Origin of the sequence: Nostoc sp., from assembly GCF_035638895.1 — a bacterium.
Classification (GTDB): Bacteria; Cyanobacteriota; Cyanobacteriia; order Cyanobacteriales; family Nostocaceae; genus Nostoc.
On sequence record NZ_DASQZC010000336.1, the window covers coordinates 1 to 15,303 of the forward strand.

General features: G+C 40.2%; 20 protein-coding genes. 7 read left to right on the forward strand and 13 right to left on the reverse strand.

Features of this window, described 5'->3' with window-relative positions:
• Window positions 1-93: 93 nt before the first annotated feature.
• Both VE944_RS16460 and thyX read right to left on the reverse strand, forming a co-directional pair.
• Window positions 94-942, reverse strand: coding sequence for an Rpn family recombination-promoting nuclease/putative transposase (locus VE944_RS16460; protein WP_324978820.1), 849 nt, complete (start codon window positions 940-942; stop codon window positions 94-96).
• A 108-nt stretch (window positions 943-1,050) separates the two neighbouring features.
• Entirely contained in the window at window positions 1,051-1,773 is a 723-nt protein-coding gene (gene thyX / locus VE944_RS16465) for an FAD-dependent thymidylate synthase (RefSeq protein WP_324978823.1), read from the reverse strand.
• 195 nt (window positions 1,774-1,968) lie between these two features.
• On the opposite strand from thyX, the gene VE944_RS16470 reads away from it, so the two are divergent.
• Together VE944_RS16470 and VE944_RS16475 are read left to right on the forward strand one after the other, a co-directional pair.
• Window positions 1,969-2,184 carry a chlorophyll a/b-binding protein gene (locus VE944_RS16470; RefSeq protein ID WP_324978826.1) on the forward strand — a complete coding sequence of 72 codons (216 nt, stop codon included), beginning with the start codon at window positions 1,969-1,971 and terminating at the stop codon, window positions 2,182-2,184.
• A gap of 246 nt (window positions 2,185-2,430) precedes the next feature.
• Window positions 2,431-3,012, forward strand: coding sequence for a thioredoxin family protein (locus tag VE944_RS16475; RefSeq protein WP_324978829.1), 582 nt, complete (start codon window positions 2,431-2,433; stop codon window positions 3,010-3,012).
• A gap of 157 nt (window positions 3,013-3,169) precedes the next feature.
• Here the strand turns inward: VE944_RS16475 and VE944_RS16480 are convergent, their stop codons facing one another.
• From VE944_RS16480 to VE944_RS16500, 5 genes are all read right to left on the reverse strand, one after another.
• The gene (locus VE944_RS16480; RefSeq protein ID WP_100898999.1) at window positions 3,170-3,682 is read right to left on the reverse strand and encodes a hypothetical protein; all 513 of its coding nucleotides are present in this window, start codon (window positions 3,680-3,682) and stop codon (window positions 3,170-3,172) included.
• A gap of 805 nt (window positions 3,683-4,487) precedes the next feature.
• Complete coding sequence (locus VE944_RS16485; protein WP_324978833.1) at window positions 4,488-5,456, reverse strand: glutathione S-transferase family protein; 969 nt, start codon at window positions 5,454-5,456, stop codon at window positions 4,488-4,490.
• Between the two features lie 64 nt (window positions 5,457-5,520).
• A complete protein-coding gene (gene gatC, locus VE944_RS16490) occupies window positions 5,521-5,811 on the reverse strand; it encodes an Asp-tRNA(Asn)/Glu-tRNA(Gln) amidotransferase subunit GatC (protein ID WP_324978836.1) in 291 nt (96 codons plus the stop codon).
• Between the two features lie 119 nt (window positions 5,812-5,930).
• Window positions 5,931-6,452 carry a photosystem I assembly protein Ycf3 gene (locus VE944_RS16495; protein WP_229556326.1) on the reverse strand — a complete coding sequence of 174 codons (522 nt, stop codon included), beginning with the start codon at window positions 6,450-6,452 and terminating at the stop codon, window positions 5,931-5,933.
• Window positions 6,453-6,546: 94 nt separating this feature from the next.
• Window positions 6,547-7,248: an SOS response-associated peptidase gene (locus VE944_RS16500; RefSeq protein ID WP_324978841.1), complete on the reverse strand. Its 702-nt coding sequence runs from the start codon at window positions 7,246-7,248 to the stop codon at window positions 6,547-6,549.
• A 196-nt stretch (window positions 7,249-7,444) separates the two neighbouring features.
• Between VE944_RS16500 and VE944_RS16505 the strand changes: the two genes are divergently transcribed.
• Window positions 7,445-8,056 carry a glutathione S-transferase family protein gene (locus VE944_RS16505; RefSeq protein ID WP_324978844.1) on the forward strand — a complete coding sequence of 204 codons (612 nt, stop codon included), beginning with the start codon at window positions 7,445-7,447 and terminating at the stop codon, window positions 8,054-8,056.
• Window positions 8,057-8,178: 122 nt separating this feature from the next.
• Here the strand turns inward: VE944_RS16505 and VE944_RS16510 are convergent, their stop codons facing one another.
• From VE944_RS16510 to VE944_RS16530, 5 genes are all read right to left on the reverse strand, one after another.
• Window positions 8,179-8,406 carry a DUF167 domain-containing protein gene (locus tag VE944_RS16510; protein ID WP_324978847.1) on the reverse strand — a complete coding sequence of 76 codons (228 nt, stop codon included), beginning with the start codon at window positions 8,404-8,406 and terminating at the stop codon, window positions 8,179-8,181.
• On the reverse strand, window positions 8,384-8,800 hold the full coding sequence (locus tag VE944_RS16515) for a ribosomal maturation YjgA family protein (protein ID WP_324978850.1): 417 nt from the start codon (window positions 8,798-8,800) through the stop codon (window positions 8,384-8,386). Before VE944_RS16515 ends, VE944_RS16510 begins: the two co-directional genes overlap by 23 nt.
• A 107-nt stretch (window positions 8,801-8,907) precedes the next feature.
• Window positions 8,908-9,459, reverse strand: coding sequence for a DUF2231 domain-containing protein (locus VE944_RS16520; protein ID WP_324978852.1), 552 nt, complete (start codon window positions 9,457-9,459; stop codon window positions 8,908-8,910).
• Window positions 9,460-9,492: 33 nt separating this feature from the next.
• Entirely contained in the window at window positions 9,493-10,233 is a 741-nt protein-coding gene (locus VE944_RS16525) for an LmeA family phospholipid-binding protein (protein WP_324978855.1), read from the reverse strand.
• A 368-nt stretch (window positions 10,234-10,601) separates the two neighbouring features.
• On the reverse strand, window positions 10,602-11,174 hold the full coding sequence (locus VE944_RS16530) for a Uma2 family endonuclease (protein WP_324978858.1): 573 nt from the start codon (window positions 11,172-11,174) through the stop codon (window positions 10,602-10,604).
• A 165-nt stretch (window positions 11,175-11,339) separates the two neighbouring features.
• Between VE944_RS16530 and VE944_RS16535 the strand changes: the two genes are divergently transcribed.
• From VE944_RS16535 to VE944_RS16550, 4 genes are all read left to right on the forward strand, one after another.
• Window positions 11,340-11,906 carry an HD domain-containing protein gene (locus VE944_RS16535; RefSeq protein WP_324978861.1) on the forward strand — a complete coding sequence of 189 codons (567 nt, stop codon included), beginning with the start codon at window positions 11,340-11,342 and terminating at the stop codon, window positions 11,904-11,906.
• 250 nt (window positions 11,907-12,156) lie between these two features.
• Entirely contained in the window at window positions 12,157-12,687 is a 531-nt protein-coding gene (locus VE944_RS16540; protein WP_324978864.1) for a hypothetical protein, read from the forward strand.
• A gap of 219 nt (window positions 12,688-12,906) precedes the next feature.
• A complete protein-coding gene (locus VE944_RS16545) occupies window positions 12,907-13,743 on the forward strand; it encodes a CheR family methyltransferase (protein WP_324978871.1) in 837 nt (278 codons plus the stop codon).
• Window positions 13,744-13,969: 226 nt separating this feature from the next.
• The gene (locus VE944_RS16550) at window positions 13,970-14,749 is read left to right on the forward strand and encodes a hypothetical protein (protein ID WP_229556163.1); all 780 of its coding nucleotides are present in this window, start codon (window positions 13,970-13,972) and stop codon (window positions 14,747-14,749) included.
• A 41-nt stretch (window positions 14,750-14,790) separates the two neighbouring features.
• Here the strand turns inward: VE944_RS16550 and VE944_RS16555 are convergent.
• The coding region (locus tag VE944_RS16555) for a cytochrome c oxidase subunit 3 (protein WP_324978868.1) at window positions 14,791-15,303 on the reverse strand (513 nt) is incomplete at its 5' end.

The following is a 15,303-nucleotide window of genomic DNA, read 5'->3' on the forward strand; positions in this document are numbered from 1 at the left end:
TGCGATCGCTCTAAATCATACCCAAAAATCGGAGTGCGATCGCTTGCTTTATCCTACTGCAAATTCATTCTCTCAGCTTTCCCATATAAGGATTCATCGCGCTTCTAGCCAAACCTGTAAATCGGCCAAACTAGTAAAATCTAACAGTGCTTCACTCAAATCTTCCAGCACAGGCAAAGGTAAACCAGAAATTGAGGAGCGTATTTCCTCAGAAAGTTCTCCAAATCGCTTAGTCAATTGCCGGAGAATAAGATTAGCTGTTGCTTCCTCACGTCCCTCCTCGCGTCCTTCTTCCTTAATTTCTCGGTAAACTCGCGTTTCCTTCAGCGTGATTCCTAACATAGACTCTACCTCCGCTTGAGTTAATTGTTCAAATCTGTATACCATGATCGTCGTTATTAATTCAATTATGGCGCGACTCGATGGTGATAGCACTTCTTGAGCAGTTCTTGTTAACAAATACCTTGCTTCTTCTGGTGCTTGTTCTTCATCCACTGTAGTTAATACCATCAGCGCCACCCATAGAGGTAATTGACGAATATCCCCTAATTGATCTAAATACACCCGATGTACTTGTCCGCCGTTCAGCAATGAACGATGAGGATAAATATCGCTTTGTTCAATACTGCGTGACGGGTAAATTATCACTGCTTGCCAGTCGCTAAATCTGGCACGGTTGCGGTAGAAATATAACGAAGATTCAGCCCATACTCTCTCATAAAGTTGTTCATCTTTCTGGAACTGCACCTCGCAAAAATATACAACTCCAGCACCATCAGTTTCAGGTGGTAGAAATACTCCGTCAATTTCAAATTTTGGTTCTTTAACGGCGACTGAATCAAAACGATAACTATCTGCATTATTTGGAGGATTTGCCAGTAGTTCAAACAGCAAGGTGGGAGACTGTTGAAACAGTTTGTAAAATATTGAATCTCGACGCATGAAAGCATTTTACAAATTTTTTATAAGAAGAATTCAGAACCCAGGAGCGGAGCCGGAGACGCTCCGCCGAAGCGTCAGAATTCAGTATAGAATTGCCCCAAAATATGATTATGGTGCTAATCTTGCCTTACCTAAACGTTGCTTTTCGTACCATTGTGCGATCGCAGGTACCCAATCTTCAAAATGAGGCCACATCATTTCACACAACTTTTGAATTTCAAGTTGAGCATCTTTCTTATTTCTCAGGTCACAAAAATGCAAGAAAGACCTTAAATTGAAGCTAACTACAAAATGCTGGCGATAATCAAAAGGTACTTTACCCCTTGCGTGTTCTTCAGACATTCCACCCTCAAAATCAGCTTTATATCGTTTAGCTGCTTCTAGACACCACTGCAAATCTGCTGCTCGTTGCTCAGGTGAATAATGGTACTTTTTTCCTTGTCTATCAGTGTAATAACCAACGGGACGTAAGTAAAAAACATCTTCTATGTCTTTCTTGCCTTCTACTACGTCAATAAATTGGTTGCCTGTGTACCTAAAAGACTGAACATCAAATGATACTCCTACCCGATGAGTACGAGCCTGCTGCATGACACTGTGAGGAAAGTAGCCACAGTTAAAAACAATCTGGGGATGCTCTAGAGGCCCATAGTGTCCTCTCTCACCCGCTAAAAGTCGCTTAACAATAACTTCGCCGCTTTGTGACTCCGAGGGCCAAGAGTCGCGCTCATCATACACGAACCCATCGGTATAGTCTTGGTGCATCGCGGCATAAATCACCTGCTGCGGGTTTGGTGTTTTGGCAATAACCTCTACTCGAAATCGATGCATTAGCTTATGGGGAATGGATTGGTAATTGAGATTGCTTACGCAGAAGGAGCGGAGCCTGTTTGTTATACATAGCTTTTAACTCGATCCACGATCATATCTCTGGTTGGGACTTCTACTTAAGCAGATTAAGATACTTTACAAATATTAATAAACTTGTTACAGTTGTTTACATAAAGAGAAGACAGGGAAAAATCCATGCGTACAAACACTGCTATAATTGACGACCAAGGCAAACTGAATAACTTTGCGATCGAGCCAAAGGTTTATATAGATGAGCAAGGCGATCGCACTGGTTTCACTCCCTATGCAGAAATGCTCAATGGTCGTTTAGCAATGATTGGTTTTGTCTCTCTAATAGCATTAGAAGTATTGACAGGACACGGTATCGTTGGTGTTTTGGCAAGTCTGTAAAAACTAATTTCTATAACTTAATTCTCAACAAATATTAAGAGACGGTAAATTTACCGTCTCTTAATTTATGGAAAAGTTAGTGCTAGAGCAATACAGTTCAGTTAAGCTTTTTTCTCTCCCTCTGCCTCCCCTACTCCTCCTGCCTGCCTTAACAGATAAATTTGCTTAACCCAAGCGTATTGAGTGGTAGAGTAAAAATATACTGATAGCAAAAGCCGTTATCAGCGTAAAAATATTGGGTGAACTATGGCTTTAACTGCTTCAACTATGTTGCCATTAGGCACAAAAGCACCAGATTTTCATCTACCGGAAGTAGTATCTGGAAAGGCAACTTCACTTTCCACCTTCGCAGATAAAAAAGCGTTGTTGGTAATGTTTATTTGTCGGCATTGCCCATTTGTAAAGCACATTCAACAAGAATTAGTGCAGTTAGGAAAAGATTATTTTACAGGTGATTTAGCGATCGTTGCCATTAGTGCTAACGATGCACAAAATTACCCAGATGATGCGCCAGAGTCGTTACAAGCATTTGCAACAGAACAAGGGTTTAATTTTACCTTATGTTACGACGAGAGCCAGGAAACTGCAAAGGCTTATACCGCAGCTTGCACACCTGATTTTTTTGTATTTGATGAGCAACGGCAACTTGTTTATCGGGGACAATTAGATGATAGCCGCCCCAGTAATGGTAAACCCGTAACAGGCGCAGATTTACGTGCAGCCATTGAAGCAGTGCTGGCGGGTAAAGCTGTTACAAGCGACCAAAAGCCGAGTGTTGGTTGCAATATTAAATGGAAACCTGGAAACCAACCCAGTTATTTTGGTTGAAAGGGATTTGGAATTGAGCATTAGGGATGGGGGAGCCACTGCGGTCTTCTCCCAAGGGGAGACGCCAAGGGCGATGGGGTTTCCCCAAGACCGCAGTGGCGTCATAGGGCATTGAGTATTGGTAAAACTTTTCTCTACTCCCTACTCCCCATAACCATCAATGTTTAATTTCCAAATTCAGTATGTAGCACCCTAGTTGAACTTTTTCTGCCCATAATTCATATTCCAGACGCAAATGTTCTGGCAAGGGATGTCCGTTGAGAATTAGGCTACTAGTAAAATTTCGTAAACGAATAGGATTGTTAGGTTGCAACGACTCAGTTGGCAACCAATAGCGACTAATGCCATAAACGCCCCGTTCCCAAAAGTGACGGTAACTCACTTGAGCGTTACCTTGCATAGTCATGATGACTCGGTAAGGGGAAATCTCCAGCCACAAAATTCTAGGACTATTAGGAGCGTAAGCTTTGCTCTTACTTTGAGGAAGTGTATCCTCTGGACTTACCACACTCTCTACTTCACAGCTAATTAGAGGCGGTGCGGTCAGCAGCAAATGGAATCTATCAGTATCTTTTTGATACAATGTCGCGGCAGTTTCCACAACAGACCAGATTGGTAGGTCAGTGGAAATAAGTGATAAGCACACGGGCTTGCGGTGATGGGTCAGCATGGGAGCGATAAGGGCTAAAAGCTATTGAACAAAGTGAAATGAACACACTAGGCAGTCTAATAGGTCAGAGTAAGAAACTAAATAGTAAAACAGGCTTAATATTAATGAATTCGCTGATTTGTTAAGCTACACAGATACCAATAGAAACAGGTAGAATGTCAGCTTAGACAGCAAAAAGGTTACTTTCTCTAGAGAGAGCTAATTCGTAAGTAAAGCTTGTAAATATTCTAAGGCTATAGCCTCAAAACAGTGGGAGTCTTTTTAGATGCTAAGAAACCTTCGTGAGAGAGACTTGCCGTAGATTTGAGTAAGTTTCATACAGCAAAAAGCAACAGGATACTAGGCAGGAAGTCACCAGCAGCGATTTTGTTTGTTGCTGCTGAACTTCAGGTGTATTCAAAAGCCAGTGTATCCTAATGTCACCTTCTGTTATAACCGTAGAAACTCACGAAGACCTTTCTCACAAGTTAAATTAGTCAATGGCCCCGTTTTAGCTGCTTTTACGGGGTGACATCCGGGTGGTTGTATTACCATCGTCTAATGTTGGGCGCTCTAACCGAAATTTTGTAACTTCTTTTAAAAGGAGAACTCCGCAGCACTCTTAGTTGTTTTCAAGCTCGACAAAAGGACTTTTCAAATATCCTCTAAACCTTATCGAATTACTGTAATTTTGAGTATTTGTACTCGATCATATATATTTTGCAAAAATTAACGCTATGAAATTTTTTACCCCAGATGAATCGTACTAAGTTCTGGGCTACATGTAATCCTCATGAAGCGATGACACGACAAGCGAACAAATCAATCAAGCAAATATTTTATCCCGGTTATGGGGTGCATCAAAATCAATCAGTGGCCCTTTGGGTACAATGCGAGTTGGGTTAACTTGGGGATGGCTTTTATAATAATGCCGCTTGATGTGGTCAAGGTTGCAAGTTTCTTTAACTCCCGGCAGTTGGTAAAGTTCTTTGAGATAATTCCACAGATTCGGATAATCTACAATTCTGCGTAAGTTGCATTTGAAATGCACATAATAAACTACATCGAAACGAAACAGAGTAGTGAACATACACCAGTCCGCCTCAGTAATTTGATTTCCGCAAAGATAGCGTTGATTTCCCAATACTTTTTCCCAGTAGTCGAGAGCAGTGAATAATTCGGTTACTGCTTCATCATAAGCCGACTGAGTGGTAGCAAATCCCGCCCGGTAGACACCGTTATTTATTGGTTGATAAATTGTATCAATTGTCTCGTCAATTACTTTTTGTAAATGTTCTGGATAAAAGTTGATATTTTGTTTGGCGAAAGCATTGAATTCTGTATCAAACATCTGAATGATTTCGCGGGATTCATTATTGACAATTGTCCCATTTTGGATATCCCATAAAACTGGAACTGTCACCCGACCACTATAGTTAGGGTCAGCTTTTAGATAAAGTTGCCAAAGATATTGAGTGCCGTTGACTGTATCGGGAATGCACCCCGGTTCATCGCCAAATTCCCAGCTATTTTGATCGATTTCTGCGGCAACGACTGATAACCCAATGACGTCTTGGAGTCCTTTCAATTGGCGGAGAATGGCGGTGCGACATGCCCAAGGGCAAGCCCAAGAAATATAGAGATGATAGCGCCCTGCTTCAGCTTTCAAGCCACTAGAACCATCAGATGTAATGTGGTTGCGGAAAGTAGTTGATGGACGGATAAATTTACCTTCTGAGTCTTCTTGATCTCTTTGAGATATCCATTGACCATCCTTAAGAATTCCCAAACCCATAATTTATCTCCTTAGTTATTAGTCAACAGTCAAAAATTTAAAACTTTTGACTTTTGACTTGTGACTATTCAGCGTTGAGGATTTTTGGTACTTTGAAAAATTCGCCTTCTTGTTCAGGCGCACTGTTGAGGATGCTTTCTCGGTCAGGATAGGGTTGCAATTTATCCTCTCGTGTGATGTTGCTGACATCAATTGCCCGCGTTGTTGGGGGCACATTGCTAACATCAAGTTCATCCAACTGTTGAATATAATCCAGAATACTTCCTAACTGAGTAGTGAATTGTTTTTCTTCTTCGGGAGTTAATTCTAAACGAGCAAGATTAGCTACTTTATGAACTTGTTCTTGGTCAATCATATTTTTTTAGTTAGGAGTTAAGAAAGATAGCATTAATCGCGTCTATTAGGAGAGACGCGATTAATCGCGTCTGTACAAGAGTTAGGAGTGAATGATTCATAATTCCTAACCCATCACTTTTAGAAGAATACGTCAATTTGCGATCGCCCGGTGGTTTTCAACCAGTTTTGAGCTTCGATGTAGTTATTGGGAGCCATGCGAACAGCTCGAATCCAATAGTCTGCGGCTTGGTCAAACAGTGCTTCGCCAGCCTCATTATCTCCAGCTTCTTTCTCTTTTTCGCCTTGGTAGTGATAAATCACAGCGATGTTGTTCAAAGCTTGGGGCATCCGTGGGTTTAACTCGACTGCCTGGTGATACAGTTCTAAAGCTTTGTTATGATCGCCATTGCTGGCATAGATTAGCCCCATATTGTAGAGAATATAGCCGCGATCGTTGGTATCATCCTCTAGTGTTAGAGCTTCTTCATAATATTCCAATGCTTCAGCATATTCCCCTTCTGCTTGGGCTGACATGCCATCTCGATAATAAACAAACGCTTCTTTAGCTTTTTTGTTGGTTGGCAGGATCTTCAGGATGATATCTGCCATCACTGTAAAGGATTTGTCAACAAAATTATCGTTCTTTTGTGTTCTTGGCATAGTAGTCTCTGGGGATTGGAGATTGCGGATTGGGGACTGGGTATTAGGTATTGGAAATCTTCCCTCTTCGTCTAATCCCCAGTCCACTCAATAGCTAATTTAACTGATTTGTGGGTGCATTCTTCTCACTGAGTGGGATGATGCACTCTGGACTATTATGCCGAGAATTGTTTACCAAGATGCTAACTGGATACGCAGTCATTGCTGGCGCTGGATAGGGACGCAATAGCTGCTGTAAGGTTTGGGGCGTTTGCACTTGGGAATCTAGCCATAAATCGTAATCTTCTGGCTCTAGAATCACTGGCATCCGCTCGTGGATAGGTTGGAGTAATTCGTTAGCTGCGGTTGTTAAAATTGTACAAGAGATTATTTCTTCGTTAGCAGGCGATCGCCATTTCTCCCACAAACCTGCAAAGGCGAAGGGTTGCCCATCTTGAAGGCGAAAATAAAATGGCTGCTTTTTGCCTTCTTGCCGTTGCCACTCATAAAAGCCATCAGCTATCACTAAACAGCGTCGATGCTTAAAAGCCGAACGAAAAGAAGGTTTTTCGGCAACAGTTTCAGCCCTAGCGTTAATCAGCTTTGCCCCCATCCCTGCATCTTTCGCCCATGACGGGATTAATCCCCAATACAACTGCTTAAATTCACGCTTTTCGCTTTCGGGATTTTGTAACACTGTTGCTACCATTTGCGTCGGTGCGATATTATATCCGCCTGCAAAATCCAGAACTGGCTCGACATCGAAAACTTGAGCTAAAGCTTCTGGTGACTGATTTAGAGTAAATCTTCCACACATACTTTTATTCTCGACCACTGACTAAATTAAACATGTCAATCTAGAAATGAATAATGTTTTTTATTTTTCCAGATAATTTTCTTTAGTACTTCTAAGCGAAATCTTCAAAAAAATCATCCGGTTTTGGGAAAATATTTTGGTAAGATATTGTATTTTGAACCTCTAATTTTCAACATATTCTTAACTGCATTTTAGCATGGAACTACTTCGTCTGTACGATTTTTTACCTTCTGGCAATGGTTATAAGATACGTCTTTTATTAACACAACTAGGTATGCCTTTTGAGAGGGTAGAGCTTAACATTTTGAAAGGTGAGACTCGAACACCAGAATTTTTAAGTAAAAATCCCAATGGAAAGATACCTATTATTGAAATCGAGCCAGGTAAATACTTGGCAGAATCAAATGCCATATTGGTATATCTAAGTGAAGGTACAGAATTTTTACCCTATGACCGCTTTTTACGAGCGCAGGTGCTGCAATGGTTATGTTTTGAACAGTATAGCCATGAACCTTTTATTGCTACATCAAGATTTTGGATTTCTATTTTAGGTAAAACTGAAGAATATAGTGAAGCTATAAAGCAAAAACGTGAAGCTGGTTATGCAGCACTTAACCTGATGGAAAAACACTTAAGTTCTCACACCTTTTTTGTAGGGGAGCGTTACACGATTGCTGATATCGCCTTGTTCGCGTACACTCATGTAGCTGATGAAGGTGGCTTTGATTTAACACAATTTCCTGCTATTCAAGCTTGGATAGAAACAGTCAAAGCTCAACCAAGCTATATCAGTATTACACAAGCATAAAAACTCGATTTTGCTTTTTTTTGTGTCTCTCGTTTCTTGGCTTTGCTAGAGGATATATTGGGTGGGACATTGCTTCACATTCAGCAGGAGGCATTTCCAATAAGGTTATTACTAAGCAGCTACTAGTAGTCTGTATTAATTTCTATCAGCTTTTGCCGAGAGGACAAACCTGATTTTATTCTGATATCAGATTTGGCTACATCAAATTTATTTGCTAATAGTTTAATTAACTCTTCATTAGCCTTACCATCCACTGGGGGCGATTTTAAATACACGGTCAAACTGCCATCAGGTTGTTCTTCAATTTTTTGCTGTTTTGAATTAGGTTTAACCTTGACTTTTTTTTGCATAACCTATTTTCTGTAATTGTCGCAGCCACAACCAACCTAAGACAGAACCCAATACATAATGAGGAAAATCCCACCAAACAAAGGTAGTACCAAGTAACAACTTACCTATCAAGGTGGCGCGAATCTCCTCTAATAGTGGCGGATGCCAAAGTTGCAAGAATTCTAGTATACAGGTGATGACAAAAACCCATATAGGAATTTGGATTATCGCCGTCCGACTTCTGAAAAACCAAAATGCAAACAGACACCAAAATATTTCGTAAAATATAGCTGCTCCGTAATCATTAAACCACTGATGGGCAGGGCCAGTGTAGTACTTAAATAAAAAGCCCATCGGTACAACGATGAGCAGAGAAAGAATAATAAATATTGTTTGCTTACGATGTTGCAGCATTTTCTAAAAGCTTAGAGACTAAGCAAAATTTTAGCCTCTGATAGTCGTTTCTCAATAATTCGTAATATTGAATGTTAATTACGAATTACGAATTACGAATTATTTACTTATGGATATCTTCTGCTACCAGCGCCTACTACACCGATTTTGTGGCGATAGGAGAGTTCGGCACCGAACCAGCCGGAAGCGCTAGTCAGTGTACCAACAACGACGGAGATTAATAGTCCCCAAGGTAATATTCGGGACTCAACGTTGCCCAAACGTAGGAGAAAGTTGACGAGTGATAAAACTAGGATAGAAACGTTAAGTATCAAATGCACCCAACCGGCGGTGCGCTTGCGAACTCGTTCAATTTTCAAAAAGTCGCTCAGACCGGTAGCTGCTGCGATTAAGCCTAAACCTAATCCAAGCCCGATTAACCAGAATGAAGCCCTAGCCCAAAAGAAATCACGAGTTAACCAGTAGCCGACATCACTTCCCAAGGCGGCGGCTAAAAAAGCGATGGGAAAGATCACAGTAAGGGGATGTAGGGGATGTCCTGCGATCGCAACTGTGCTAGGTACACCAGTATCAAGATACTCACTGTCGTTACTTTCAATAACTGGTGGAATATTTGGAAAAGGTGTTGAACCTGTTTGCGTTGTGTCTGTAGTTTCCATTATTAGTATCCTGAATTTATTAGCGTTATATTTTTAAGCTGAAGGAATTTTTTCTACATAAGCTTCAGCTTGTAGGGTTAGTTTGCCTACTTCTACTTTTAGTTGGTTAACTTGCAGACTTATTCCATCTAAATCGAAGTTACTCAAATTTAGAATTTCGCTAGTTTGATCTATCAAAGCTTTTGTCAACTCTGGCGATATTTCCTCGCTTTCGCCATACTCGACATTCTCCAGAGCCACAGTTTTTCCATTGCCACTGAGCCTGGGGACTGCGGAAAAAGCAACTTGCTGATTTTCACCAGTTTCTACTAATTTCATGCTGGCATTTAAAGCCACTTTCCCATCGCCAGGTAGTCGAAATTCTACATTTTGAGGTTCAATAGTCGTCAGTTGCCCGTTAACGTGGATTTTTTGGCTTTGCAGTTGCGATCGCACATATTCTGAGTTGAAGGCACGATTAATATCAGCTTCGGTTAACACAACCTGTGCCTTAGCTTCAGTAGGTTTAGTGAGTTCAATTTTGCCAAAAGCTACACTCAAAGGATTAATGGCAACATTAGTCATTTGCATGTCAAATTCCTCCATGCGGAGGTCTTTCTGCATAACCAAACCTTCACCTTCAATCGTGACTGCATCCACCTCCCCCTGAATTAGTTTCAGAGGATCTGTTTTGATGTCTACATCTAAATTTTTTACTTCATCTAATTGGCTAGATAATCCAATTTCTGCCGCTTTATTCAGCGCCTGCTCTCCTAATCCTGGACTGTCTGCCATTATTAAATTTACTCCTATAAATAGCATATACTTTAGCTAATCTAAGGAAATTATCATCCAAATCTTATCTATCTGGCGATGGAATATAGATTTAAATATTGTCTATCTAAAAGTAGAATTATATAATTTTATATAATTAAAACTTTTGTTTTTCTACTCAGAACTTTTCAGGGGCATGATGTAGAGCGGCTTGTCGTAAAATATCGCTCAAAAGAAAGATGTTATGTTGATAATTTAGTTGTTATGCTACTTTTTATAATAAATACTGCACCAAAATCTATTTAAAAGTAAAACTTGTAGACTAGTCTTGAACAGATTTTTTGCTTGGCGTATCCTTAGATCGAATTGATATAAAATATAATTCAACTTTATAATAATTTTCTTAAGGGCAAGGTGAAACCAGGCAGAACATCTTCACCGCTTAATACTGCTGTAGCTGGATATTGAGTAATTGAACCATCCCGGCGATAAACTAAAGCTTGCTGATTTTTACTATCAATTAACCATCCTGATTGGACACCATTACTAATATATTCTTCCATCTTGGCTTTGAGTTTTGCCAAGCTATCATTTTTAGAACGAATTTCAATTACAAAATCGGGTGCTAAATTAATAAATTTGTCTTCTTCATCCCAACCTTCTGGCAAACGTCCTTTAGCTACAAAAGCAGCATCGGGTGATCTGACAGCAGTATTTGCTAATCTAAAACCTGTACTTGAACTAAAAACTTCACCTAAATCCTGACTTTCTACCCAATTCAACAAATAGGCTCCTGCTTTTATTTCTCGATTACCAGAAATTCCACCAGTTGGGGGCATAGTTTCTAACGATCCATTAGCGTTGCGTTCAAACCGCAGTTCTGGGTTTTGCGAACTCATCAGCATTAATTCTTCATCAGTGACAGTATACAAAGACTGCACCGTTATTTTTTCGCTGGTCATGATAATGCCATAGCAAGCTTGATAGATATCTCAATTTTAGGTTGATATTCAATTACTTCTGTACCCGTCTCCTGTGCATTCTCTTTGTCTGGAGCGGTTTGTTATAAAATTGACATTAACAGCAGTGCAATATCTGACTATAAGCTGTTTTATTCTTTCAAAACAATGCTCTCAGAACGTTTTACCACAGCTCTTACCTACGCCACCCAACTGCACGCCAACCAAGTTCGTAAAGGTTCAGGTGTTCCTTACGTTGCCCATTTATTAGGTGTTGCCAGTATTGCTTTAGAATATGGGGCCAATGAAGATGAAGCGATCGCAGCTTTGTTACACGATGCGATCGAAGATCAAGGTGGTGCTGCAACACGAGAAGAAATTCGCGATCGCTTTGGTGACAATGTAACAGCAATTGTAGATGGTTGTACTGACGCTGATACAACTCCAAAACCGCCTTGGCTACAGCGCAAGGAGGCATATATCGCTCATATTCCTACCGCTTCCCCATCAGTACTCCTCGTGTCATTAGCAGATAAACTTTACAACGCCCAATCTATTCTCAAAGATTATCGCGTTTTGGGCGAATCACTTTGGGAACGTTTTCACGGGGGTAAAGAAGGAACTCTTTGGTATTATCGGGCGCTTGTGGATGCCTTTAGCAAGACTGGAACCACTGTAATCATTGACGAATTACAACGGGTTGTTGCACAAATTGAGATGTTAGCATCTAAATAAAAGATGAAGATATTTTTTCTAAAACGGATATTTCCATTGAATCTAACAGGTTCTACTTTGCACTTGTAGTTCAATTATTCAAAAATAGATATAAAGTTTCATGGAAACTAGACAAAGAGCCTTTTTACAGACACCATATAATCATGTGTCTCACGAAAAAGTTTTGGCTTTTAGGTTCTTTCTCTAGATAAAAAATCTTTCTCCCAGTAGACAGGTGTACTTACATTATTATGACTGCTATGTTACTAATATGACGATAGTAAGACGAAATGCCATAAATACAACCGTAAGTCCTTCAGTAAGTTCTCCAGAAACTTTGACAGAAAAAGTTATTGAAGCAGAGCGTATGCACGATGTTCTGCTTTTACTGCAAAACTTGATTAACAGTGAAGAAGCCACTGTTAAACTAATTCTAGATTGTCTGTATGATGTTGGCTCAGTCAATCTGATCAACCAAAAGCTTCGCGTGAAACCCGTAAACAGGGTAATGAAATTAATTGCGCGTATGTCCAAACCAGTTTTTAGAAGTTTGGCTTTAAGTTGGTTTAAGAAAAACTGTCCTCAACTAATTACTAATTGGCTACATACGCAGGTGACTTTTGAAAATGTCCAAAATAAACCCCAACAAGTAGCTGTTGAAGTTGCAGAACTTCAACCATATCCCATACCACAAAGAGAAAATCTCAGCCAAGAGATTAGAAATCTACGCTATCAAGTGAGATGGCTAGTTGGGATTTCAATAATAGCGATCGCTGCTTTAGGAATAACAGCCACTAGGTGAAACTGAAAGTAGTAACGTTATCAAATTTAATAGACCCAGCAAGCTATTTTCGGCGTAAGATTCACTTTGGTTATAAAAATCCTACCACTTAAAATGTGAATAATTTTTTCTCCATCAGGTGTTTTGGAAAATAATTGTTTGCCTAAGTTCAAGCACTTTAACTCGTTGTATTGCCAGCACATTTAGATAACTGGCTCAACATATATGCTAACTCGTACTATGACTTTGCCCAAGCCAACCTTGGAGGATATAGAAATACATCTGCTTTTGGAAGGGGTGTATCAATACTATGGTTATGACTTTCGCAATTATGCTCTTTCGTCACTCAAGCGCCGCATTCAGAGTTTCATGGAATTGGAGGGGTTAGCAAATGTTTCTGCATTGCAAGAACGGTTACTCCATAACCGTGCCTATTTAGAAAGATTTTTGCTTGCTCTGACGGTGAATGTCACATCAATGTTTCGTGATCCCAGCTTTTATCACGCCTTCAGAAATCAAGTTATCCCCTTCTTGCAAACCTATCCGTTTATTCGCATCTGGCACGCTGGATGCTCTACTGGTGAAGAAGTCTATTCAATGGCAATTTTACTACAAGAAGAAGGGCTTTATCACCGTTGTCGCATATATGCCACTGATACTAACGAGAAGGTATTACAAAATGCTAAAAGTGGGATTTTCTCCCTGAAACTGATGCAAGAATATACTCAACTTTATCTGAAAGCAGGCGGCAAGAAGTCTTTCTCAGAATACTATACAGCAGCTTATGATAACGCTATATTTCGAGCATCTCTAAGAGAAAACGTTGTTTTCGCCCAACATAATTTAGCAACTGATAGCTCTTTTAATGAGTTTAATGTCATCCTTTGTCGTAACGTCCTGATATATTTCAATCAGGTACTTCAAAAGCGGGTACACGAACTTTTTTATAATAGCCTTGGCACCTTTGGTATTTTGGGTTTAGGAAAGCAAGAATCTATCAGGTTCACCCCTTATGAACAGTACTATGAAGAGATAGTCAAAGGTGAGAAAATATATAAGAAAATAGCTGGTACTTAAAATCTAGACTGTTTGAACCACTAAATGAACCTGGTTTAAATGAATTTAAGCGTAAAAATAGAGAGAATATGGCTAAAAGTGTATTCTAATAAGCACTAAGTATTTTTGAGAAAAATATTATGAATAAAGTTATGGTCGCTGTCAAACATTTTTAATTATGTTCACAGGATAGACTTAGCGATCGCTTAAGGTAAATTATACATTAAAGTCTTAAAGGAGATTGTCGATGCAGCTTCTTGAATGTCCTCCTGTTGCAGTCATTGCTGGAGAAAATGCGGTTCACGTTTCTCAACTACCTTCTACATGGCAAGACATTGCTAGAGGAACCACGAGTGTCGGACTTTCTCATCCTCAAAGCTATGTTGAAATGGCACAGTTGTTCTTGTATAAATTAGAGCATGGTGATGTTGACTTGTTTAGCGATCGCCCCCAACTAGCTCACTTGATACCATCATTCTCCCAGCTATTTACACAATTGGCATGGGAAACTCTAGAGTTTTTTGGGCAAGACTTTCTCAAACACAGCTATCCAAACTTTGCAGAAATTCTCCGTGATGTGGAGTCAAAGGGGACAGAGTATGCTAATGAAGTAAAAGTGGCTCGCATTGGGATAGATTTATTCAACGAGTTTGGTTATGAACTACCTGCCAGCTTCTATCATGTGCATCTAGCACCAATTTACCGCGATCATGTTTTTGAAGAACGCGCCTTAAGATTTGATCAGCGCGATATTGAACACAAACGGGCTTGGGATGCCATACTCCATGCAGGTAAGGTGTTTGCGATTCAGATGAAGGTGCAAAGTATTGCTTCTAAATACGGTTTTACTTATCAACACGGCTGTGGTTGTAACTCTCACCTATCTTCCATTGATGTATCTAGTGGCGCGTTTGAATATGAATTGAGTCCCGAAAAGCGCCAGCGATGGATTCGCAGTTTCATTTGGACTGCTTGGTATGAGTATGCCTTATTTGCGATCGTGCCTAACACGAGTTATTTAGTTTAAAGAGAAATGAGCAGAGGGAGAAATTACTCCCTCATTCTGAGTTACTGCCAAACGTAGATTAGGATAAACAAAATAATCCAGATAACATCGACGAAGTGCCAGAACAACGAAGTCGCGTTCACGCCGAAGTGGCCTGTGTCGTAGTTGCCAGGGATGAAAGAACGTACCAAAATTATTGACTGCAACAGAATACCAGTGAAAACGTGCAAACCGTGGAAGCCTGTTAGTAGGTAAAACGTTCCACCAAATACCCCTGTGGTGAAGCCAAAATCGAGGCCGTTCCATTCAATCGCTTGCCCAACCAAAAAGTAAGTTCCCATCGCCATTGTTGTCAAGAGAAATAGGCGAAATTTCACTAAATCGTGGCGTTGAAGGGCGCGTTCGGCTAAGTAAATTACAAAGCTACTAGCAACAAGAATTACTGTGTTGATTGTCGGTTCTTTTACTTCTAGCCCGGAAACACCTGCTGGTAGCCAGTTAGGGGTTGTTGTTTTGTAAATGGCATATCCGGCGAAAAAACTTAAGAAAATGACGCTTTCTGAGAGGAGGAAGAC